Raw genomic sequence first — 21,179 nt, 5'->3', positions numbered from 1 at the left:
ATGAGAGTACATCTTTAGTTAAAAATAAAGACTCAGATATCAAAAACTCATATACTGCTACATTTAATATACCTATAAACGGCGTTTTAAAAGAGTACGAATTTGGTTTTGAGTATCCGTGATTTTATATAGTTTTATAAAAACCAAAATAACCACAAATAGTCCAAATACTCACCAAACAATGATAAATTTAAAGATATTACTTTGACATAAAACAATGATAATATCTGGCTCATCTTGCTACAATCCCTCACAAAATAATAGTTTAGCTATATATGTTTTATAAATTTGTCCGATATGGCTTAGAATACAACGAGGAAAAGATGAAAGATAAAAAACTAATCATAAAAGACATTCAGGGTGAAATTTACGTCATAAGCCAAGATGGAAGCATAAAAATGCTAAAAGATGGCGATGAAATTTACGCTGATGAGAAAATTTTTACTAAAAATTTAGATGCCAAGATCACTTTAGAAGATGGCGAGCAGGTAAATTTAAGCGCTCATCAAAGCATAAATTTAGATGAAATTTTAAAAATTTCAGCAAAACCAGCAGAAGAAAAAGGCGAGAGCGAGAGCGAATATGGATCATCGGCGAGCGAGGGCATATCTTTAAGTGCTGCTAGCTTTGTCACAAGCGGACATAGCGCAAATATCCATCAAATTTACAACCAACACAGATCTTTAGAGCCAAACGTAAGTAGCGCCCAGCCAAGCGAGCTAAAAAGCGTCTCAGGTGCCTCTAGCACGCTGGTAGAAAAAGGTAGCGCTGCTGTAGAACCAAAAGAAGAGCCATTTATAGATACCATAAATGTGTTAAATGTCACAAACAGAGGACTAGACGCAGATATATGGCTTTATGACTCAGCTAGAAACCATGGGCGAGGGCTTGATTATTATGATATAGAGCATAATAACAAAAGCATACTAAAAGAGTGGAGTGCAAGCCATCACGTAAGTGCGACAAGTACATTTAATGACCTATATTACTATAGCGGACAACAGATTGATCCTGGATCTTTCGACACATCAGATCCAGCTAAAGCTAGCAGACTACGCGACCGTACTCCGACAGCTATGGAGCTTGCTAAGATAGGCAGAGCTCCAAATGCGGACTATGCCATTGACAGAATAGCCACAAATTTAACATTCGAGCCAAAAAATCTAAACGGACACTATAAACTATATGAGTCCAAGATCACAGCAGATGGAGTAATGGTCAGCATGGATGGCTGGATATTTATAAAAAATCGTAGTGATATTAATAATTTTTATTATAATGAAAAGAATGAAAGGCAAAGTATGAAGTTTGAATTTGATGGTAGAGAAATTTCATGGCAGCCATTTGGATCGGCAAGTAAAAATGGTGGCTTAGACGAAGGCAATATCTCACAAAACGTAAGCACAAGTAGCCTAAATTTAACAGAAGACTACGGCTTTTATAAAGTACATATAGAAGTATCTGATGATAGATATAGTTATAGTTTTATAACATTCTCTGGCATCAGCCCTAATAATAAAATTATTTCAGAAGACCCTAATATAAAACTAGTCAGCAATGCCTACATGGAGGCTCTTGAACACAATCATCTTGTGACAAAAGAGAGCGATACATTTTATAAGGCAAAAGAAACAAATGGTGTGAGATTTGGCGATAATGCAAGCGATTTTGATGAGCCTTATAAGCTAAAATTTGAAGGTACAAAAGACGTTGGTAGTAATGATGATGACAAATTTATCTTTAACTCACACGATATCGACGCAAAAGGTGGCATAGATACGCTAGTTTTTACCCAAAACGTAGATCTAACAAAGATAGAGGATCTAGATAAGCGCCTTGAGAGCTTTGAGCGCATCAAGCTTGATCACACAAAGGCAGTAAAGCTAACGCTAAATGGGCAAAACATAAGCGACATGATAGACTCCAACCCTACCAAAGGGCCTGATGGCTTAGAGAGCCTAAATACCATCCTTAAAATTTCAGGTGACAGCGACGACGTGGTGCAGCTAGTTGGAAATTTCGTAAAGGCCACAAATGGCGAAGTAGCCACGCTAAATACAAAGCATAGCGTAATCGGAGCTAATTATAATGAGCTCAAAGTAGAGCCAAGTGGCGAAGCGGTCAATCAAGTCTATAAAGGCGAAAACAACGCTGGACAGACATTTTTCGTAGAAATAGATAAAAACGTGCATGTCGAGGTGATGTAGTACAAACTATATAAATTTTAAGAGATTTTCCGATACTACAATACACACATTTTACAGGGATGAAAAAATGCCAAATTTTGACGCCATAAGGATCGGCGTTATCAAAAAGATCAAGGGTGAAGCCATCGCCATAAGCAGGGACGGCACTATGAGGGTGCTACACAAAGGCGATGAAATTTACCTTGGTGACGATATAAAAACGAGCGAAAACTCGAACCTTACCATTGTTTTTGATGACGGCGAAAAGGCTTATGTCGGCTTTAGCTCGGTATTTCACACGGTAAATGTCTTTGCTGAGCATAAAGGCGAGCTAGTTATCCCAAAAAATGCAAACATCCTTGAAAATCATAAAGAATACGCAAATGATGATGATCAAATCTCCCATCAAGAGCTATCTTCTCACGGCTCATCATCGCAATACTCTGCTTCAGTGGGTAGTGGCGGCATCAAATTTGAACTAGGTGGCCACTACTCAAATATCTACGACTTTTACACAGGTTTGCGCGCTCTTGAAGCTAGGCATGACGAGGTCAAATGGCCAGTTGGCGAGGCTAAGATCGGCGGGGTCTCTTACGCTGGATTTGGCGGTCAAAACCTAAATTTTACACCGCCAGAGCCAAACATCGTGCTAAATTTTAACCTCACAAGCGATACTGGCGAGAAAAAGGGCTTTTTAGGAGGAGCGCAGCTAAACTCACTGCCAAAGACTCCTGATGGCAAGAAGATCATCACAAGCATAGACGCCCATATCCCAGACGTTGCTAAAAATGGTGACATCATCACGATAAAGACAAACATGAAAGGCGGTGGCAAAACTAGTAGCTACAAAGTAAATACGATAACAAACGAGCTAATCCCAGTTGATAGCACCGGCACGCCTACTGGAGCGGCTCCTATACCTATCGTAAATGGCAAAGCAGAGATCACTGGAGTTGAAATTTTAAACCATGGCAAAACAACCGTGACAAGCTCATACACCACTGGTGGCAAGACATTTACCGCGCCGCCAACTGTTTATGAGTTAAATGACACACCAGCCACCTCAAAAGTGACAGCCACGCTTGATATTGATAAAAATGGCGACGGCGTGATAGATGCGACCGAGCTAGGATATGGCAGCGGCACGCAAACTAGTGGCATGAAATTTGTAGTGCCTGACGAGCTTAGCACTGGAGATAAGATCACATTTAAGCTAAATGAACCGGGCAAACCGCCAACCCAGAAGAAATTTACGCTAGATAAAGAAAATGGCACGGCAACTGACGAGGACGGCAATACCTATACATTTACGACCGATGAAAATGGCGCAGTTAGCTTTAGCGTGCCAAATATCGCAAACATCACAGCAGGAAGCAGCATAGAAACTGGCGTAGTTGATAAATTTGGCAACGTCTCAGCCACAAGCACTACGCCAAGCAGCAATGTAAGTGACACCGTCAAAGTGACGCTAACAGCTGATAAAAACGGCGATGGGCTGATAAGTAGCGACGAGATAGGAGATGGTACTTCAAAGGTTGAGATAAATTTACCTCGCACCATAAAACCAAAAGAGAGCGTCACTATAAACATAGGCGGCTCGCCAAAAGAATTTGTCGTAAGCGATGATGGCACAAGTGTTTATGATAAAGATAACCCAAGCAGCGTAGTTGTGCCAATAGTTAATGGTAAATTTGAAGTGCCAGGCATAAGCGTGCCAGTGACACCTGGCTCAAGTGTATCTATAAGCACAACGGTTAATGACGAGCATGGCGCGCCAAAACCAAATGGCACAAGCAACCAAACCACTCCAAGCGTCGTGGTAGCTCCACCTGTAAAATCAGCCAAAATAAGCTTTGATAGCGACCTAGGGCATAACAATAGAACTCCAGATGGCAAGATAGATACCTCAGAAAACAGATACAATGACGGCGACCCAACAAAAACTGAGGCGTCTATAAAAATCCCTAGCGTGATAAAAGAAGGCGATAAGATAGCCATCGATGTCACCAACCCAGACGGCAGCAAAACGCACAAAATTTACACATATACTAACGGCAAGATAATCGCTCCTGATCACAATGAAGTGCCACTAAATGATGGTAAATTTAAGATCACAGTGCCAATAGAGCATGGCAAAACTACAAGCATAACGACGACCATGATGGACAAGGCTGGCAACAAAGGCGAGAGCGACACAAATGAGATAAAATTTAGCGACAGCCCAGTGGCGAAATTTGTCAAAGACGCTGACGGAGACGGGCTCATAGATGACACCACTGGAGCCATAACAACCTCTGATGTAAAGGTCTATCTCCCAAGTAGTGCAGTGCCAAAAGATGAGCTAAAGATAAGCATCCTAAACCCACTTACCAACAAACAATCAACCGTGAGCTACATCCTAGACGATGATGGCGTGCATATGATAAATAAAAAAGATCCAAGCGATATCAAAGTGATAAGTGACGGCGCTATCACCATACCAGACGTGACGGTAAGTAGCAAGCGTCCGACCTTAGTCGATGCGACCCTTATAAAAGATGATGGGAGTGCGATCTCTGGCACTTCAAGTGGCAGGCTATTTGCCTTTGGCGTGCTTGACTATATAGATGATGTAAAGCTTGTTACAAAGATAGATAATGCTGATATCCACTCCGCAAAATACCTAAACGAAGAGGACTACGAGCACATCATCTCGACAAGCCAGTATGAGTCAAATTCGACCCAGAAGATAAACTACAACATCGCTCTTACAAATGACGAACAGCCATACATTAAATTTGGTATAAATAAGCCAGATACTACAAGTGACGGCAAAGGCTACGTACTAATCGAGATAAAAGACGAAAACGGAAATATAAGTGATAGCTTTATAGCCAAGATCGAAAACAACACCGTCATAGCAGACTTTGAAAAGGTTGGCAAAAAGCTAGATAGAACTCACCACATCATAGACGCCACCTACGTGGGAACTGACGGCGTGCCTCAAAGAGATGATAACCTAACTATCACAGTCGATCTTGACTCAAAGCCTGACAAGCTAATAGAATCTGACTTTGACAATATAAAAAACAGCTCTGGCAACTACGCTATAAATTTTAGCGGCAAAGGCGAAGCTGCAAACAATCCACACGATGAAAAATCAAAAGATGTAGAGGTCATAGACGCTGAGACATCTGAGAAGACTACACTGACACTTGATAGAAATTTAAGCTACTCTGGAAGCTTTAACGTAGCGCAAAACACTGGCAGCAAAAACTACATCGTTGAAAGGCTAGATGACGCGGGAAATTTAGCCGTTCAAACCGTAACTATGGTGGCAAACAAAGGCCTTGATGTTGATATGTGGTTTTATGATTGTACGAATAAAGAATTTATAAATAAATTTATGTATCCTGGACCATTTTTGCCAACAGATAGTGCAAATTTATTTTATGTAAAGCATCACTATAAAGAGTGGATGGAGTGGGCAGGCGCTAGCGCTACTACTACATTTGATGAAGTCTCTTTTAGAGGAGGCAAAGACTATAAATTAAGCTGGACTAGACCATCAGCAGGAGAGCTAAACACAAATGATATGGCAAGAGTAGGACACTCTCCTATGGCAAGCGATACAGACCACACTGGCACTCACTACAATGTAAATCACTCAGGTAACTACACCTTGCTAGAAGCTGAGACGGTAGGAACAGACCTTATCATGCATATGAGTGGATGGATATACATACAAGAAGATGGCGAGTATCACGTACGAGCAGACCACTTTCAAGATCATGTATATATGGAGCTTGGTGATTATAAAATAGTTGCGTCATACTGGAATGGCGACCAACAACCACATCCTCCACAAAATCCAAACCCTTGGTCTACAACGCCAGTTAATCAAGTCGGTAATACAAGTTTGGGGTACCCTAATGTAATAACTTTAAAAAAGGGCTTTTACAAGTTAAATATCGACTATATAGATCAAAGAACGGACGTGGATCTTGATATACAGATAAGAAAACATAAAAATCCAATATACACAGATGCTGACTTTAAAAATATTGGCTCACAAGGAAGTGGCACGCATCTTTTTAGTAATAGCTATATAAAAGCTTTGGAAGATAAAGGATACGTTAGTAGTGCTGATGCAAATGGCTATAGAAAAGCACTAAATGGTTATGGAAATGACCCAGATGATTTTAATAGAGTAATGCACTTAAAGCACAATACAAATACTCTTGAAGGAAGTAATCTAAACGATGTCTTTATCTATAATGGCAAGAGCATAGATGCAAAAGGTGGTGTAGATAAGCTGATATTTGTTGAAGATACAAAACTAGAAAAAGTAAGTAATTTAAATGATACTTTAAAAAGTTTTGAACGTTTGCAACTAGGTACTGAAACCCAAGCTGTCTCAATATCACTCAATACTAAAAACGTTCTTGATATCATAGACTCAAAAGAGACCACCATAACCATTGGTTCAGGAAGTGGCAGAAAAAAGATACAAGATACACAAAGTATGAATACTGTCTTAAAAATCTCAGGCGATGATGAAGATGGCGTGAAGCTAATAAGTGATGGAAATAATAAATTTGAACTAGCTACTGATAAAGAAGTAACTATGCTTAACTGGAAACATAGTCAAGCTATAGGAGATGAATTTAACAAAGTAGAAGTCACAGCTGATAGCGGCAGTAAAACATATCATGATCATAAAAACGTAATAAATGATGCCAGCGGAAATACTACGATACTTAAAATAGATCATGCAGTAAATCACGTCTACAAAGGCACGTACACCGATGGAACTAGCACAAAAACATTTTTTGTTGAGATAGATAAAAATATCAAGATCACTCACGAAGGAGATGATCAAGACAATACCTTTACCTATGAAGGCAACAAGATAGACGCAAAAGGTGGCGTTGATACGCTCATCTTTACTGAAAATATCGATCTTAGCAGAGTGGATGATCTAAATGATAAACTAAAGAGCTTTGAAATTTTACAGCTTGGTAGCAAGAGCACTCAGGCGGTCTCGATAGGACTAGACACCAAAAGCGTGCTTGATATCATAGACCGACAAGTAACAGATGGCGGGCTAAAAAGCGTAAATACTGTGCTAAAGATCAAAGGCGACAATAACGACAAAGTGGCGCTAGAGGGCAAAGGCACTATCTTTACACAAGCTACAGACGGCGAAGTAGCGGCACTAAATTTAAAGCATAGCGCTTCAGGCGATACGCACAACCAAGTGGCGATTGATGGTAGCGGTCACACTGTAAATCAAGTCTATAAAGGCACATACGGCAGCGGAGCTGGCGCACAAACATTTTTTATCGAGATAGATAAAGATGTAAGTGTAGTAAATTTGGTGCATTAAATTTAACTCTGTCAGGCAAAATTTATAGTTTTAGATTTAAATTTCTTAAAAACAAAAGCTTCTTGTAGATTTTTAAACTTAGTTTAAATATTTAAAATGTATAATCCAATTTCTTTTATCAAGGTGGTTGGATAGCTCAGTCGGTAGAGCAGCAGACTGAAAATCTGCGTGTCGGCAGTTCGATTCTGCCTCTAACCACCATTTCTTTTTAATAAAATTTTTCATGAACGTGGACAGATGGGTGAGCGGCTGAAACCACACCCCTGCTAAGGGTGCAGCTCTTAATCGGGGCTCGAGGGTTCAAATCCCTCTCTGTCCGCCACCAATACAATATTTTTCTTTCCAACTTCCCTAAATTTCGGTGTTTTAACCACATTTATTAGCAGATATTTTTGTCCTAAATTCCAGACAAATCAGCTTTGTTACAGAAAATTTGCACTTTTGTTACAGAAACTAGGATCATTCTATGAGCTCTAGATTGATCACAAGGGTTCCTAATAGACCAAATTTCTACTTTTTTGACACTGCTCTTAAAGATGGCAAAAAGCTAACTGTTAAATTTTGCCTTTTCACAAAAGATCTAGATGAGGCAGTAAGACTAGCAAATTCTATAAAAGCTGCAGCCAACGAAGCTCTTTCTAAAAAGATAACCACGACACATGCAAACTCTAAAAGTCTAAGAGCCTTAATAAACATTAAAAGGCAAAATGAGCGGCGCATTAAACAAAATGGCATATTTTTAGATGTTAGCGAATATAAAGAGCTCTCACAAGAGGTGATAGCTAAATTTTATAATCTAGTAGCTCCAGAAGGAAAGCTTGAAAAAGAGCTCAAAACATTATTGGACGAATCTTTAAACCCAAAAGAAACCACACCGCTATCTTTTGAAGCAGTAGCTAAAAGATATGTGCAAACAGAGTGTTTAAAGCTAAAATCTAGCGATAAGACCAAGGGCTATTATATTAAGACTGGCAAGCTCTTGGATGAGTTTTTTAAAGATCATCAAGGTAAAGAGTTTAGCTACAGCGACGCTGAAAACTTCCAAACAACCCTAGCAAACAAAAAGCTTAATAAAAAGACCATCAACAACTACACATCTTACTCAAAAAGGCTCTTTGACTATGCCATAAAGATGGGCAAGCTCACGACCAATCCTTTTAAAATGCTTACATCTTTTAAAATTTCAGCCGACGAGAAGTCGCCGAAAGACAACTTTAGCCTAGATGAATTAAAAATAGTTTTTGCTACAAAAAGGCTTGATCTACGAAACTATATGATGTTTGCTCTTCATACTGGGCTAAGGTTTAATGAAATTTGGCAACTTGATAGCAAAAGTGTAGGCGAAGAAGATGGCATAAAATTTATAAATGTTAAGACTGCCAAGCAAAAAGGAGGCGTTAGCAAATATAGGCAAATTCCGCTACATAAGAATATTGAGTATTTGGGTGATTTAAAGTGGCTAGAGCAAATCAAGAAAGGAAAAGAGAGTAGTGATTATTTTGGAAAACGCCTAAATAGACATATCCACAAATCTATCCCAAGTACAAATGTTAGTTTTCACAGGCTACGTGGCAATTTCGCAAAGGCCATTAAAGACTATTGTTTGGAAAATTCTCTAGCAGATCTTACTTCCGTTCTTTTGGGTCATAGCACAGACCTAGCAACTGATACATATGCAAAAGGAGTGTCCTTGAAGGCCAAAAAAGAGGCATTAAAGGGACTTGATATTTTTTATTTACTAATTATTTAAAAATATCCTAAAATATTTAACTTGATAGGTATAATTATATATAAATATTCTATTAAAGGATTTTTATGAGAAAAGAAATTAAACAGCAACTTGAAGTTGATGATTTTAATGAATTAAATCATCTAGGAATAAAGTTTTATTATCAAGATAAGGTAAAAGAACTATCTGATGATATAAAATATTGTCTCACAAAGGGATATAAGAGAGCCACAAGTGATAAGAATAAAGATTACTGGCTAAAAATATGCTTTAATCTTTTTGGTCTATTTCCATACTCTGTCCATTTGCCTGGAGCTAAAAAGCTTGATAAGATAATAAATGAGCGACTTAGTGCCTTAAAATTCAAGGCCGATACTACCCCAAGACCTGCCGTCCCAATAGATGATGATCTGCCTATAGAGGAGTTAATAAATAGTTTTTGTCCAGCTACACCAGAGAAAAAACCAGCCCACAAGAAAAAGAATGCTAAAAAAAATCCTAGTGGCAATACAGTAGAGGTAAAAGGTGGGCTTATTGTTTTTGGTACTTTTATACCACATTATATCGTGTCAGAGATATTAAACTATAACGAAAAGAAAAAGAAAACCAAATTAAAGCCAATCAAACCTAACAAAGATTCACTAAATATAACAACGATAGAAGATTTAGTTGAAAACTATTTAGAAAGTGTTGGATCAAAACAAAAATTTAGTGAAAGCACAAAAAAAGAATATAGATTGGTATCAAAACTACTTCAAGAATTTCTTGATGGTGAAAGCATTGGGATAAATGATATAGATTTAAATGTAGCTGAAAAATTCCAATATAGTCTTTTAGATTCTAAAGATGAAACACGAAAACGTGGCGAAAAAAGAGTGAATAATATAGTTGGCTTTCTTTCAAAAATTTTTGAAAGAGCTGTAAATTTAGGTCTTATTGAAACTAACTATTTTAGCAAGACATCACTTGTACGTTTTCGCATTAATAAAAAAACTACTAAGCGAAATTTCACTGTGGATGAATTAGGATTATTATTTTCAGGACAACATGGTATAGAAAAAGAAATATTAGACTATTTTCGGTTCAAACTACATGTTGGACTTCGTATGGAAGAATTCTTTAGATTAAATGAAAATAGTTTCATAACAGAGACAATAGATGGGCAAACATATAATTGCGTCATTATAGATACAGCAAAAGGCAAATACAGTAGCGAATCCAAAAGAGTAATTGTCCTACATGAAAATATCAAAGACTTACATAATTATAAATGGGTTAAAGCCATAAAAGAACAATACCCTACAATAAAGTCTTTTAATAAAAAAGCCAATGGCTGCATAAAAAAAGTTATAAGTGATAAAAAAGTTAGTGATCATCGCTTGAGAGGCAACTTTGCTAAGAAATTAGTAGAATACGATCAAATAAACAACATAAGTGACTCCATTGTAAATGTTGCAGATGAATTAGGTCACAATACAAATAAAAACAATAGAAAGAATCTTGAAGAATATAACGACCTAGTTAGGGGAATGATGGGCTACAATCTCTCCGACGCTCTTGACATATACGCCCAATCTCAACTTTTGAAACCTAAACTAAGAGACATAAAAGCATTTGATGAATATTCAGGTATTTTCAAATACTTAGATATACCAAGCAATAAAATACCACACATTAAATCAAATAAAAATAATAAAAAGGATAAAAAGGACAAAAAATGATAATAATTCATAACAATGAACTTTTGTTCAGACCTGCTTACTCAGACGAACTTTATATATTTGATGATCCGTTTGAGACTGTTAATGATTGGCTTGATGCGATGATCATGGGCTTAAAACAAGAATGCCCTTTTGTTTTAAGCGGTTCATCTCTTGGTGAATTTACTACAGAAACGAGTGATTTCACAATAGGTGGCGAACAAGGCGAGGCATGGACTTACCAAAATGTATTAGATTTTTGTAAAGAGCTATACGATGAAGTCTTTAAGATCAGGGGCAAGCTAGTTGGGCTCTTTTGTCAGTCCATAGGCTGCACAGACAAAGAGGAATTTGACGAAATTTATCAAAAATTCAATAAAAAACTTGATGAGCTTAAAAAAATTCTAGACAAGTTTAAAATACCACAAGGCTTAGATATGCAATATGGCTTCAAGCAGTCCATGCCTTCTTATATTTATTAAAGCTATGCTTATTTTTAAGAATGAGCTTAGTAAAAGTTAAATAGAATTATTCACTTTGAATAATTCTATTCTTTAAAAATAAAAAAGGAATGTAGTATGGAGACTAAATTTTGTCCATTTTGTGGTGAGACAATTAACAAAGATGCTATTAAATGCAGATTTTGTGGTAGCTTCTTAAATGAGGAAGCCAAAAACCAAGCAAGAGAAAAAATGAATAGCCAAAAAAATATGGCGAATAATTTCCCATATCAAAACCAAGCAAATAGTAATGAAATCCCGCTTGGTTTTATAAGAACATGGGATGGAGAAGTAATCCTAAAGCCACAAGGTTTTAACTTTTGGGCATTTATATTTGGGCCTCTATACTATACTGGATATGATAACCTGCTATATATATCTCTAGCAACTATATCAACAGTTTTATTATACTTCTTGATTAGTATAGGCATAAAAAATGATAGTATGGAAATGATTAATATTGTTTATGTGGTTTATTCAATCGGTTTGACCGTGGCACAAATCATAGCTGGTGCAATAGCAAATAAGGTTCTTCCAGTAAAAACAGTTAAATTTAATTATGGCTGGGCAATTGGTGCATTTTTAGTATTGCTTATTGCACAATTGATATCTCTAAGACTATTTTTTTAGTAGGATTTGGGCATGAATAACAATCTAGTCAAATGTCCTTTTTGTGCTGAAGAAATAGAAAAGGACTTGGAATTTTGTCCAATCTGCGATACACAACTAAAAACGCAGTGCCCTTTTTGTAAAGAAGAAGTAAAGACAAATGCCACCAAGTGTAGATTTTGTGGTGAAACTTTGCACTTTATGCCAAAAACCAAAAAAGAGATCATTAAAGAGCAAGAAGAGAATGAAAGAAAAAGGCTGCGAAAGTTAGAAGAAGAAGCAAGAGAGGAGCAGCTAAGAAAAGAAAAAGAAGAAGAGGCAATTCGCTTGAGAGAGCAAAGACAGCGTGAGTTAGAAGAATCTAGACTTGCTGAGGAAGCTAAAAAAAGAGAAAACAAAGAGCAACTAAAAAAGCATATAAAAAACTATAAATTTATATATGCTATAGCTATTTTTATACTTGCTGTAGCGGTAGCTTCTGCATTTATATTCTTAGGAAATCCAAGTAGATATGAAATTTATAGTCTAGAAAATGAATGCGAAAATCAAAATGGTGATAGTTGTATGAAGTTGGCATACTTTTATGAAAAGGAGCATGACACTGCAGCAAAGCTGTATGCAGACAAAGCAATAAGTCTTCTAAAAGAGAAGTGCAAATCTGACTCTAAAGCCTGCTATCAACTAGGCCTGATTTATGAACATGGCGACTATCAAACTAGTAGTTTTACTTTAGAGAAGATAAAAAATGTAGATTATAAAGAGGCTTATGAATACTACAAAACATCTTGCAAATTAGATAATACGCAAGCTTGCGATAAGCAAAAAGCACTTGAAGACGATGCAAAAATTGCTTGCGAGATAGGGATAAGCGATGGCTGCATAAAACTGGCTAAAGATTATGAACAAAAAAACGACCTAGAGCATGCAAATGAGATCTATACAAAGCTATGTAATAATAATAACAAAGAAGCTTGCAAGGCTTTAGCTGGCAATCTACTAAAAGGTAATCCCTCTGAAAAAAATATAAAAGTAGCTTATGAGATATATAAAAATGTTGATGCCTCTAAAGCAAATACAGTTTTTAACGGCGAACATGGATGCCTTCTAAACAATAGTCTTGTTTGCTTTGAAATGGGATTAGAATACAACAACAAGGGTGATTACAAGAAAGCAAATGAATATTATGAAATGGGGTGTAATTTAGGAGATGGCGGATCTTGTAATAATTTAGGCATTAATTATAAAAATGGAGATGGGGTCTTGGTGGATATAGATAAAGCAAAAGAGTTTTTTCAAAGAGCTTGTGATCTTAATATTGGTATTGCTTGCCAAAATCTAGCCAATCTATATTGGCTTGAAAAAAAGATAGATAGTGCAGCCATAAATTATGAAAAAGCTTGTAATCTTGGTATGGCTAAATCTTGTGGGTATGCAAGTGAACTTTTTAAGGATGACGCAAACATCTTTAAGGATCTAAAAAAAGCTATCGAATTTGCTAAAAAAGGGTGCGATCTAAAAGATGGCAAGAGCTGCTTTATCCTTGGTGATAGATACGGGGAAGGTGATGGTATAAAAAAGGATCTTAAAGAGGCCAATAAATACTATCAAAAAGCTTGCGATCTAAATAACGATGCTGATGGATGTGCAAGTCTTGGTTATAACTATAAATATGGTTATGGGATAACTAAAGATCTAACTTTGGCTAATAAATATAATAAAAAAGCTTGTGACGCAGGAAGTGGTAGAGGTTGTAACTATCTTGGCGTAAACTATAGAGATGGCGCTGGCTTTGAAAAAAATATGCAAAACGCATACTCTTACTTCAAAAAGTCTTGTTATGACTACAACTATGCTAGGGGATGCACAAATTTAGGCGAAATATTATGCAAATATGGCAATTATACCAATGCAAAGCAAGAGGCACAAGATGCGCTAAACAAAGCATACTATAAACTGGGCGACAAGAAAGCACTAGATATACTTAATCAATATTTTAGCAATTAAACACTCATGGGAAGCTCTCCCATGAGTAAATTTACATCTTATAAAAACTGCCAGAGATCTTTATCTTCATCATTTGCTTCGCTTGCATCGTTTGCTTCTTGAACTAAAGCATTTAGTCTTTTAAGTAACGCGTCAAGTTTTTGATTTAGCACTGGCACTTCAGACTTCTTTTTTGTCACTATGTCTTGCTTTATGAGTAAAGAGCGCCTTTTAAATAGCTGCTCGTTATATACCAAAATTTCATTATCTCCAAGATCTACATTAGTAAAACTACTACCGATACCAAGCTCTTTTTGGTAGCTTAGCTCAGCCTTTAAAAGGTCATTTTCATCTATAAATATAGGCGAGGCTTTATAAATTTTACCATCGTGGTAATACTCAAATTTTTTTAACTTGCTAAAGTCCTTATCCTCTCCGCTGGCATATTGTCTGACCGAGTTTTTAAAGAAGTATTGATTGGTTAAATTTCCCACCAGCTCTTTATATCTTGAGTCACTACCAAGGCTACTTTTTAGCACGTCTTCGTTTTGAAAGGCGAGTATTAGCTCGACCCTAGCCTCTCTTAGCACGTCAGCGTGCAGGTCCGTCGATGGATTTAGCACACGCTGTGCTTCATCTATAAAGATACTAACTGGCACCTTCTCTTCGTTTGCTATGCGTTGCGCCATATTTGAAAGGGTGGAATTTAGCATAAGCTCTACCGCACTATCTTTTAGCCCTTGAGAATTTACAACGACTATCTTTCCTTCATTTAGTAGCTTGCTTATGCTATTGCCATGATAGTTTAGCATCTCATCATCAGCTATGCTTTGCAAGGCAAAAAGCATAAATGTGTAGTTTGAAAAAAGTCTTGCTTTTTGTGACTCTTCATCATTTCTTACACCCTCATACTCCTTAAAAGCTTGTATGAAATTTTCAGATTTTTCATTAAACTCGCCTAATGCCCAAATTTTCTCATTTAAAGAGCTAGCCAAATGTCTTCTTTTACTTATACCTTTTGCAAATGCCGTGTCGCTTTTTACATGATCATCTACCAGTTTAACTAAGGCATAAAATTTTTTAAAGTCACCTAGCTGCTGGGTTGATTTGCATAAATTTGCAAAGCTTGGCTTTATATCTTTTGCTCTATTTTCTATATATGGGGTGCAAAAACCTTGCTCCGTAAGGTCACATATCGCCTTCATCGTTGAAAGGGACTTTGTAGCGATATTTGCCGCTAAATTTCCCCAAAATGGATCACGCTTTGTGCCAAATGTCTTTTGAAAGAAATTCATCAATAAACTCTCACTTGCATCATCCATTATATTTATTTTGTTTCCCCATGGGACATTTATCATTACGACATCTTTTAGCCTGCCATGCTTCTTGGCTAGAAATTTAACCTTTTTATGCTCAACTCCTTTGTAGTCAAAGACAAGCATCCCATGCCCTACTTTTATACGCTCATCCATCGCTGGTAGGATCGCTGAAGTGGTCTTGCCACAACCTGTTTGCCCTGTTATCATCGCATGCGTAAAGTTAATAGGTATGCTAAGAGCGTTTGAAGCAGCACAGAGGGCTGCACCTTTTGTATTATTAATTAGTGAAAAAACTGACATATTATTCTCCTTTATTAGTTGGTATTATTTCATTAGCTAGGCCATAAGCGATGGCTGATGATGCGTCTATATAGCAGTCTCTATCGGTGAGCTGTTCTATCTTTGCTATTTTTAGGTTACTATTAGCCCTTATCATCTCATTGATTTTTGATTTGATTTTTAAAATTTGATTTGCGATCAGCTCTATGTCGCTTGCCTGACCTGATGCACCGCCAAGAGGCTGATGAAGCATGAGGCTTGAGTTTGGCAACATATAGCGCTTATCTCCGTTTAAAAATATGAGTGCAGACATAGAGGCAGCTAGCCCCACGCAAAATGTATTTATTGGTGATTTTATGGTCTTCATAAAGTCGATTAGTCCAAAGCCATCATATATCGAGCCTCCAGGGCCACTTATGTATATGTTTATGTCACTTTGATCTACACTGTCAAGATACAAAAGTGTCTTTTGTGTAGTTAGGCAAATTTCTTGATCGATCTGCCCATATAAAAAGATATTTCTATCAGCTAGCAAGCTCATGTGAATGTCGTTGAAATTTAGCTTGTCAAACTCTGCCATCTTCTCTCCTTGTTTTTGGTTTTTGTGAGAGAAGTTTAAGATAGTAGATGAGTCTTTAAATTCCACCTATTGCTTCTAGAGCCGGTGGCTTGGTAGTTTATAAAAGCTCTAGATCGTCTATGTGATGTCCTAAAGCAGGAGATCTTTTTTCATCGATGAATAAATTTAAGCTTTTTCCAAGAATATCCTCGAAGTAAATTTTAGCTAGCTCTTTAGAGTTTTTGTATCTAAAAGGAGCATGCGTGGCAAGATATAGTCCGTAGATATCATCTATAAGCCACTGCCTTGCGTATCTATCTTTGTTTATTTCAAAATTTTTGTAAGAAAGATCATTTTTTAGATTGTCTAACTCTTTTTTAAATTTGCTTAATACAAAGATATTTTCATCTTTAAGGGATTTATATATAAGCTCGGGGTCTAAAAGCAAGCTATCATCTAAAGATCTTAAGCTCTTTTTAGTAGGGGTATTTTTTATTTTTATCACATTTTGCTTTATCTTCCAAATTTCATCATAAATTTGATCAAAGTTACCAAAAAATGCGGGTGAAAATATAACCAAAGCATCATCTTCTCTAAAACTTACATATCTATCTTTAAAAATTTCAAACTTAAAAATTTTAGATCCCATATTGCTAAAAACTAGTGCTTGATTGTCCTTATCTAGTCCCATCACAAAGCCTCTTTTTATGATCAAAACATTCATGGATTTTAAAAATCTCTGAACTTTTGCCTCTTCATAAACATAGCCTGAAAGATAAAATGTCAAGTCATCTGGCTGGCTACTTGGAAAGTCTTCGTATTCGCCCTTCCAAAAGTACTCCCCTGAGTTTAAACACATCATTATAAAAGCAGCGTCTTGCATATATGCAAATTTTTTATCATCAACCATTGACCTACTTTTTAGAGATTTTACATGCTTTTCTAGGTATTCATTTGGAGCTAGGATGTAACTATTTTTATCATTTATATGCTGTTTTTGGCTCGGTACTAAATTTTTATCTAGCTTTATAAGTGCATACTCTTCACATACTTTTTTTAGCTTTTTATTTATCTGCTTTCTTTTGCTGTCTATTTTTTCATCAAAATTTTTGATGTAGCCACGAAGTCTTGGCACATTTACTATTAGATCTTCGTCTTTGCCACAAACTTTGCAAACTTCATCCATAAATTTTTCAGTCTGTTTATCTCTTTCTTTATTGACTACCTTTTCAAGTAGAGCATGGTCATTTTTACTAAAATCATAAAATTTACCAACAAAAAGAGAAAGTGCATATGTATTTACAACAGAGTTTAAAATAGGTTTTTGAGATATTTTTAGGTTATTATTTGGTTTCTTTTTGCTTCTACCATTAAAAAGTTTATATTCGACCTCGAATGACATATTTTATCCTTGTAGTTTTTTATAGACCTATAGTATTTCAATAGACTACATCCACCAAAATTTTACCTATATTTTTATTAGTTTTCCAAAAAACAAAGCAAAAATATTCAAGTCGTAAATAAATAGTAAAAATTATTCAAATAAATATAAAATTAGATATAATTATTCACATAGTAAAACTATTAGGAGGAGTTATGGTAAAAAATATAGCATTTACCTTATTTATATTGCTGATAGGCACCAATGCCAATGCAGCTTTTCTGGAGGCTTTAGTCAATGGTATAGCACAAGACATGAATGAATTTATGGCTCCCAAAAAGAAGCCAGTATGTCGTCCTATTATTACAAACTCAAGATCTATATATGTAAGAGATAGTAATGGTGTGGACTTTAACTATGAATATACATATAAAAGTCTTAGCAGGGATTCAAGCTTATACGTAGAAGACCCATCTAAAACAAAATATCCAAGTATACAAAGAATAGCTACCATTAATTGCAGTAATAATATGATGTCAACTTATTTGAGCGTGTGGCATATTGATAAAGCAACAGGTAGAGTTATTTCAGAAAGTAGTCCGATAGCAAGCTACGAAAAGGAGCTAAAAAAACTTCCTTTACTTGACATAAGCGAAGCAGACAATAGAGGCTGGATTTCTGCGGATTTTCGTAGAAACTTTTTTGAAGAAGATTACTCAGTAATATATCTTAAAAACAAAAAGAGGAAAATGAGATGATTAGAAATTTAGCACTTGCTTTTTTAGCAATATTTTTTTTAAGTGGTTGTGCAACGTCACTAAGCAAAGGTGGCAAAACGCAAAAAACAGATAGATCCGCCAAATCGCAAATAAGTTCTGATAGCGGAATATACTATCATATTTCTTATGGTCCTGAGGTCGATTTTGTGGGAAATGGAAATAAGACTTTTTATTATTACTTAGAAATTTTCCCAGTTAAGACTGATTTTATAAGTCCTTACATTGAAAGAAATGATGAATATGCGACGCTAGAAAAATGTTATCACAAATTACTCAATGTATCTTCCCAAACCGGAGCGATCCGTGTAAGCAGCAAAGATTATGTCTTGCCAGGTAACCCACAAAGCATAATGCTTTATAAGACTTTAGAATCTAAAAAAAGAATAGAACTTGGTGATTTCTCCGTATGTGACTCGTCTGTCAAATGGAAGAGACTACAAGAGGCCCCTAAAGAGTGGAGTAAATAGGTAAAACAAATTTTATTAAGGAGTAAAAATGAAAAAGGCTACAAGGTTATATGTGATCTAGCAAAATAAAAGTGATTTATGCTACTTTAAGCATTTATATAGTGCCTAAAGTAGCAAATATACTAAATTTAGTTTTGATTGTTTTGCGATTTTAAACGTTCCAACTCTCGTTCTAACTCCCGTGCTCGCATGCTTTGAATTTGCATTATCTCCAGTCTAACTATATTTGCATCAGGAAAATTTTCTATTGTCTCTTGTCTGCCATTTATGTCCATTATAGTTATTGCATTTTTAGTTATCTCATCTTTTATCGCCATTTCATCTTTCATAGCTCTTTCGTCTTTTTCAGAAACTTTGGCATATAGTATTTCATCTATATTAAAGCTAGTTGGCTTAAATGATTTAATCACTATAACCCTTTGTTGTGTTATAACTATTCCACTTCCTATATAAAAGATAAATGTCTTCATTATATATATGGCATACAAAATAAAAAAAATTGCGCCAGCAGAAAAAGCTAAGATAGGATTGTTAAAAAAATGCTCAACTAAATCTACTATAATTATAGTAAAAAATATTAGTCCAAGTAATATTTTACTAAGGTCCAAGGAACTTGCTTTTAACAAAAATTTTCTTTCTACAAACTCATTAGGACCGAGGTTAAGACATTTGTTAAAAGATTTTTCATACATACCATAAATAACAACTGAAACTACAAAAAATATTAATATTGTAATTGCAATAGACATTTCTAATCCTTTAGTAATATCTTTTGATGTATTTACTACCTTCTTTTGACAGTATATCTTCTATGAATCTATATGGCACTACTTTGGGATCACCATAACGTTGTTCCACATACATTTTTCCATTAAATATATACATATTCTGAACAAAACAAGACCTACCGCAACTAAGATCTATAACACCTTTTTCGCCCAATAGTCTCTCTAAACTTTCCTTATCAACCGTAAAAAAGTCTTGGATATCCTTTTCTTTACCATCTTTTATCATCTTTACATATCTATAATCTCCTACTGCATTACCAGTAGTATTCATATAGCTTAAAGTGTCTTCGATCGCTATGTCTGGTGAAGAGAAGTAAATATTTGTATGACCTATCATATGCTCACTGGAATTTAAACTACTTTTTCTATAACTATCTAAAACACCATACGGCCCCGTATAACACACATCCATATTTCTAATCAGATCTTCCTCATCCGGTGTAAGCTTAATATCATAGTTTTTTACAAACATAGACTTCAGCTCCAAAACCTTTGTGAGAGGCAAACATTCGTTTTGTGTCTTTACGCAATAGCTCGAATCTTGTGGCTTATCTTTATTGTATTGTATTGGTGTTATTACAAGAGCTTTTACTTTATTGCCAGATCCATCTTTTTTGAAGCACTCAATGTCTTTACCATTTTTGGCGCATTCTGCCTTTTGTCCATCTACTATTACCTCACCCATATTGCGGTAGTCGTAACATCCCTCAAAGTCATCCTTCTCATTTCTTTGCGAATCAAAAAAGTTAAAAACAAGCTGAAACGACAAGTTACCGTTAAGAACATAGATTGATTGAACACCTGTGTCTATAATGTATTTGAAATTGCTAGTAGAACCTCTTTCTAATCCATACACCATACTGGCCAAAAAGCATACAATAAATAATGCCTTTTTCATTAAGAACTCCTTTTTCTATAAGTAAAAATTTACAAGTATATTATTCAATACGAACTTTATTTAATATAAAATTTATTCTAACTACATAGTTTCTAGGTATGGTTATCTTTGCGGCGAGTAGAAGGTGGTTATAAAAGAGAAATATCCCTCATATGTCTTAGCGTTTGCTCTTTGTTTTTCTCTAGAATTTCTATTAGCCTTGATAAGAGTGGTTCTGAAGCATATTGACAAAGGTCTATTATACGACTTATGTTTTGTAAATTTTCATATTCTTTATCATTGTAATTACATTTATTGACCATATCTTTTAAAAAGCTTGAGATGTTAAGGTCGTCTATAAAAAGCTCTTGTTCGCTTACTTCAAGGGCTTTTGCTATATAAGGTATAAGCTCGGCTTTGATCTCTCTATTTCCATTGAGATAGTTGTATATAGATGGCAGAGACGGCACTTCACCTGTGCTTTTTAGCCTAGGTTCAAGATCTATAAATTTTTGGACAAAGTCCTTTTTCTTTAACTTTTTACTTCTTAGGATCGCATTTATTCTTTCATAAATTTGCATTTTACACTCTTTAAAATTGCTCTAAATTTAAGAAGTATAGTTGATAAAAAAATACTATATGAATTAAGTATTCA

At 35.6% G+C, this 21,179-nt stretch carries 15 protein-coding genes and 2 tRNA genes; 11 read left to right on the top strand and 6 right to left on the bottom strand.

Annotation, left to right across the window (positions count from 1 at the left end):
• Nucleotides 1–323: 323 nt before the first annotated feature.
• The 9 genes from CVT14_RS07565 (at nt 324) to CVT14_RS07525 (ending at nt 14,096) form a co-directional block, all read left to right on the top strand.
• Nucleotides 324–2,207, top strand: a complete 1,884-nt coding sequence (locus CVT14_RS07565; protein WP_107850028.1) for a hypothetical protein — start codon at nt 324–326, stop codon at nt 2,205–2,207.
• A gap of 67 nt (nt 2,208–2,274) precedes the next feature.
• Complete coding sequence (locus tag CVT14_RS07560; protein ID WP_107850027.1) at nt 2,275–7,554, top strand: hypothetical protein; 5,280 nt, start codon at nt 2,275–2,277, stop codon at nt 7,552–7,554.
• 125 nt (nt 7,555–7,679) lie between these two features.
• A tRNA-Phe gene (locus CVT14_RS07555) sits at nt 7,680–7,755 on the top strand.
• A gap of 30 nt (nt 7,756–7,785) precedes the next feature.
• Nucleotides 7,786–7,876: transfer RNA gene (locus CVT14_RS07550), tRNA-Ser, on the top strand.
• Between the two features lie 144 nt (nt 7,877–8,020).
• Nucleotides 8,021–9,304: a tyrosine-type recombinase/integrase gene (locus CVT14_RS07545; protein WP_021089954.1), complete on the top strand. Its 1,284-nt coding sequence runs from the start codon at nt 8,021–8,023 to the stop codon at nt 9,302–9,304.
• A 65-nt stretch (nt 9,305–9,369) separates the two neighbouring features.
• Nucleotides 9,370–11,004 carry a phage integrase SAM-like domain-containing protein gene (locus CVT14_RS07540; protein WP_021089962.1) on the top strand — a complete coding sequence of 545 codons (1,635 nt, stop codon included), beginning with the start codon at nt 9,370–9,372 and terminating at the stop codon, nt 11,002–11,004.
• Entirely contained in the window at nt 11,001–11,465 is a 465-nt protein-coding gene (locus tag CVT14_RS07535) for a hypothetical protein (protein ID WP_035170206.1), read from the top strand. Before CVT14_RS07540 ends, CVT14_RS07535 begins: the two co-directional genes overlap by 4 nt.
• A 96-nt stretch (nt 11,466–11,561) precedes the next feature.
• Entirely contained in the window at nt 11,562–12,113 is a 552-nt protein-coding gene (locus CVT14_RS07530; protein WP_021089958.1) for a zinc ribbon domain-containing protein, read from the top strand.
• 12 nt (nt 12,114–12,125) lie between these two features.
• Nucleotides 12,126–14,096: a double zinc ribbon domain-containing protein gene (locus CVT14_RS07525; protein ID WP_021089956.1), complete on the top strand. Its 1,971-nt coding sequence runs from the start codon at nt 12,126–12,128 to the stop codon at nt 14,094–14,096.
• A gap of 38 nt (nt 14,097–14,134) precedes the next feature.
• Here the strand turns inward: CVT14_RS07525 and CVT14_RS07520 are convergent, their stop codons facing one another.
• From CVT14_RS07520 to CVT14_RS07510, 3 genes are all read right to left on the bottom strand, one after another.
• The gene (locus tag CVT14_RS07520; RefSeq protein WP_021089963.1) at nt 14,135–15,694 is read right to left on the bottom strand and encodes a TraM recognition domain-containing protein; all 1,560 of its coding nucleotides are present in this window, start codon (nt 15,692–15,694) and stop codon (nt 14,135–14,137) included.
• 1 nt (nt 15,695) lies between these two features.
• The gene (locus CVT14_RS07515; RefSeq protein WP_035170203.1) at nt 15,696–16,253 is read right to left on the bottom strand and encodes a ClpP family protease; all 558 of its coding nucleotides are present in this window, start codon (nt 16,251–16,253) and stop codon (nt 15,696–15,698) included.
• Nucleotides 16,254–16,350: 97 nt separating this feature from the next.
• Nucleotides 16,351–17,634, bottom strand: a complete 1,284-nt coding sequence (locus tag CVT14_RS07510; RefSeq protein WP_002941221.1) for a hypothetical protein — start codon at nt 17,632–17,634, stop codon at nt 16,351–16,353.
• 194 nt (nt 17,635–17,828) lie between these two features.
• On the opposite strand from CVT14_RS07510, the gene CVT14_RS07505 reads away from it, so the two are divergent.
• Together CVT14_RS07505 and CVT14_RS07500 are read left to right on the top strand one after the other, a co-directional pair.
• Nucleotides 17,829–18,371 (top strand): hypothetical protein, encoded by a 543-nt coding sequence (locus CVT14_RS07505; protein WP_002941287.1) that lies wholly within the window; start codon nt 17,829–17,831, stop codon nt 18,369–18,371.
• Nucleotides 18,368–18,859 carry a hypothetical protein gene (locus CVT14_RS07500; protein ID WP_002941298.1) on the top strand — a complete coding sequence of 164 codons (492 nt, stop codon included), beginning with the start codon at nt 18,368–18,370 and terminating at the stop codon, nt 18,857–18,859. Before CVT14_RS07505 ends, CVT14_RS07500 begins: the two co-directional genes overlap by 4 nt.
• A 128-nt stretch (nt 18,860–18,987) precedes the next feature.
• Here the strand turns inward: CVT14_RS07500 and CVT14_RS07495 are convergent, their stop codons facing one another.
• The 3 genes from CVT14_RS07495 to CVT14_RS07485 form a co-directional block, all read right to left on the bottom strand.
• The gene (locus CVT14_RS07495) at nt 18,988–19,608 is read right to left on the bottom strand and encodes a hypothetical protein (protein WP_002941375.1); all 621 of its coding nucleotides are present in this window, start codon (nt 19,606–19,608) and stop codon (nt 18,988–18,990) included.
• 10 nt (nt 19,609–19,618) lie between these two features.
• Nucleotides 19,619–20,545, bottom strand: a complete 927-nt coding sequence (locus CVT14_RS07490; protein ID WP_021089966.1) for a hypothetical protein — start codon at nt 20,543–20,545, stop codon at nt 19,619–19,621.
• A 128-nt stretch (nt 20,546–20,673) separates the two neighbouring features.
• Entirely contained in the window at nt 20,674–21,105 is a 432-nt protein-coding gene (locus CVT14_RS07485) for a hypothetical protein (protein ID WP_002941319.1), read from the bottom strand.
• Nucleotides 21,106–21,179 lie beyond the last annotated feature (74 nt).

This window comes from Campylobacter concisus, assembly GCF_003048445.1.
Lineage (GTDB): Bacteria > Campylobacterota > Campylobacteria > Campylobacterales > Campylobacteraceae > Campylobacter_A > Campylobacter_A concisus_BF.
Note: the sequence above shows the minus strand (reverse complement) of the source record. Positions and strands in the feature narration are given on the sequence as shown.

Bases quoted from the DNA above. Each gene is read 5' to 3' on its own strand.
- CVT14_RS07495 (WP_002941375.1), bottom strand. From the start codon at position 19,608: ATGTCTATTGCAATTACAATATTAATATTTTTTGTAGTTTCAGTTGTT.
- CVT14_RS07560 (WP_107850027.1), top strand. From the start codon at position 2,275: ATGCCAAATTTTGACGCCATAAGGATCGGCGTTATCAAAAAGATCAAG.
- CVT14_RS07565 (WP_107850028.1), top strand. From the start codon at position 324: ATGAAAGATAAAAAACTAATCATAAAAGACATTCAGGGTGAAATTTAC.
- CVT14_RS07520 (WP_021089963.1), bottom strand. From the start codon at position 15,694: ATGTCAGTTTTTTCACTAATTAATAATACAAAAGGTGCAGCCCTCTGT.
- CVT14_RS07500 (WP_002941298.1), top strand. From the start codon at position 18,368: ATGATTAGAAATTTAGCACTTGCTTTTTTAGCAATATTTTTTTTAAGT.
- CVT14_RS07545 (WP_021089954.1), top strand. From the start codon at position 8,021: ATGAGCTCTAGATTGATCACAAGGGTTCCTAATAGACCAAATTTCTAC.
- CVT14_RS07540 (WP_021089962.1), top strand. From the start codon at position 9,370: ATGAGAAAAGAAATTAAACAGCAACTTGAAGTTGATGATTTTAATGAA.
- CVT14_RS07505 (WP_002941287.1), top strand. From the start codon at position 17,829: ATGGTAAAAAATATAGCATTTACCTTATTTATATTGCTGATAGGCACC.
- CVT14_RS07485 (WP_002941319.1), bottom strand. From the start codon at position 21,105: ATGCAAATTTATGAAAGAATAAATGCGATCCTAAGAAGTAAAAAGTTA.
- CVT14_RS07535 (WP_035170206.1), top strand. From the start codon at position 11,001: ATGATAATAATTCATAACAATGAACTTTTGTTCAGACCTGCTTACTCA.
- CVT14_RS07510 (WP_002941221.1), bottom strand. From the start codon at position 17,634: ATGTCATTCGAGGTCGAATATAAACTTTTTAATGGTAGAAGCAAAAAG.
- CVT14_RS07530 (WP_021089958.1), top strand. From the start codon at position 11,562: ATGGAGACTAAATTTTGTCCATTTTGTGGTGAGACAATTAACAAAGAT.
- CVT14_RS07515 (WP_035170203.1), bottom strand. From the start codon at position 16,253: ATGGCAGAGTTTGACAAGCTAAATTTCAACGACATTCACATGAGCTTG.
- CVT14_RS07490 (WP_021089966.1), bottom strand. From the start codon at position 20,545: ATGAAAAAGGCATTATTTATTGTATGCTTTTTGGCCAGTATGGTGTAT.
- CVT14_RS07525 (WP_021089956.1), top strand. From the start codon at position 12,126: ATGAATAACAATCTAGTCAAATGTCCTTTTTGTGCTGAAGAAATAGAA.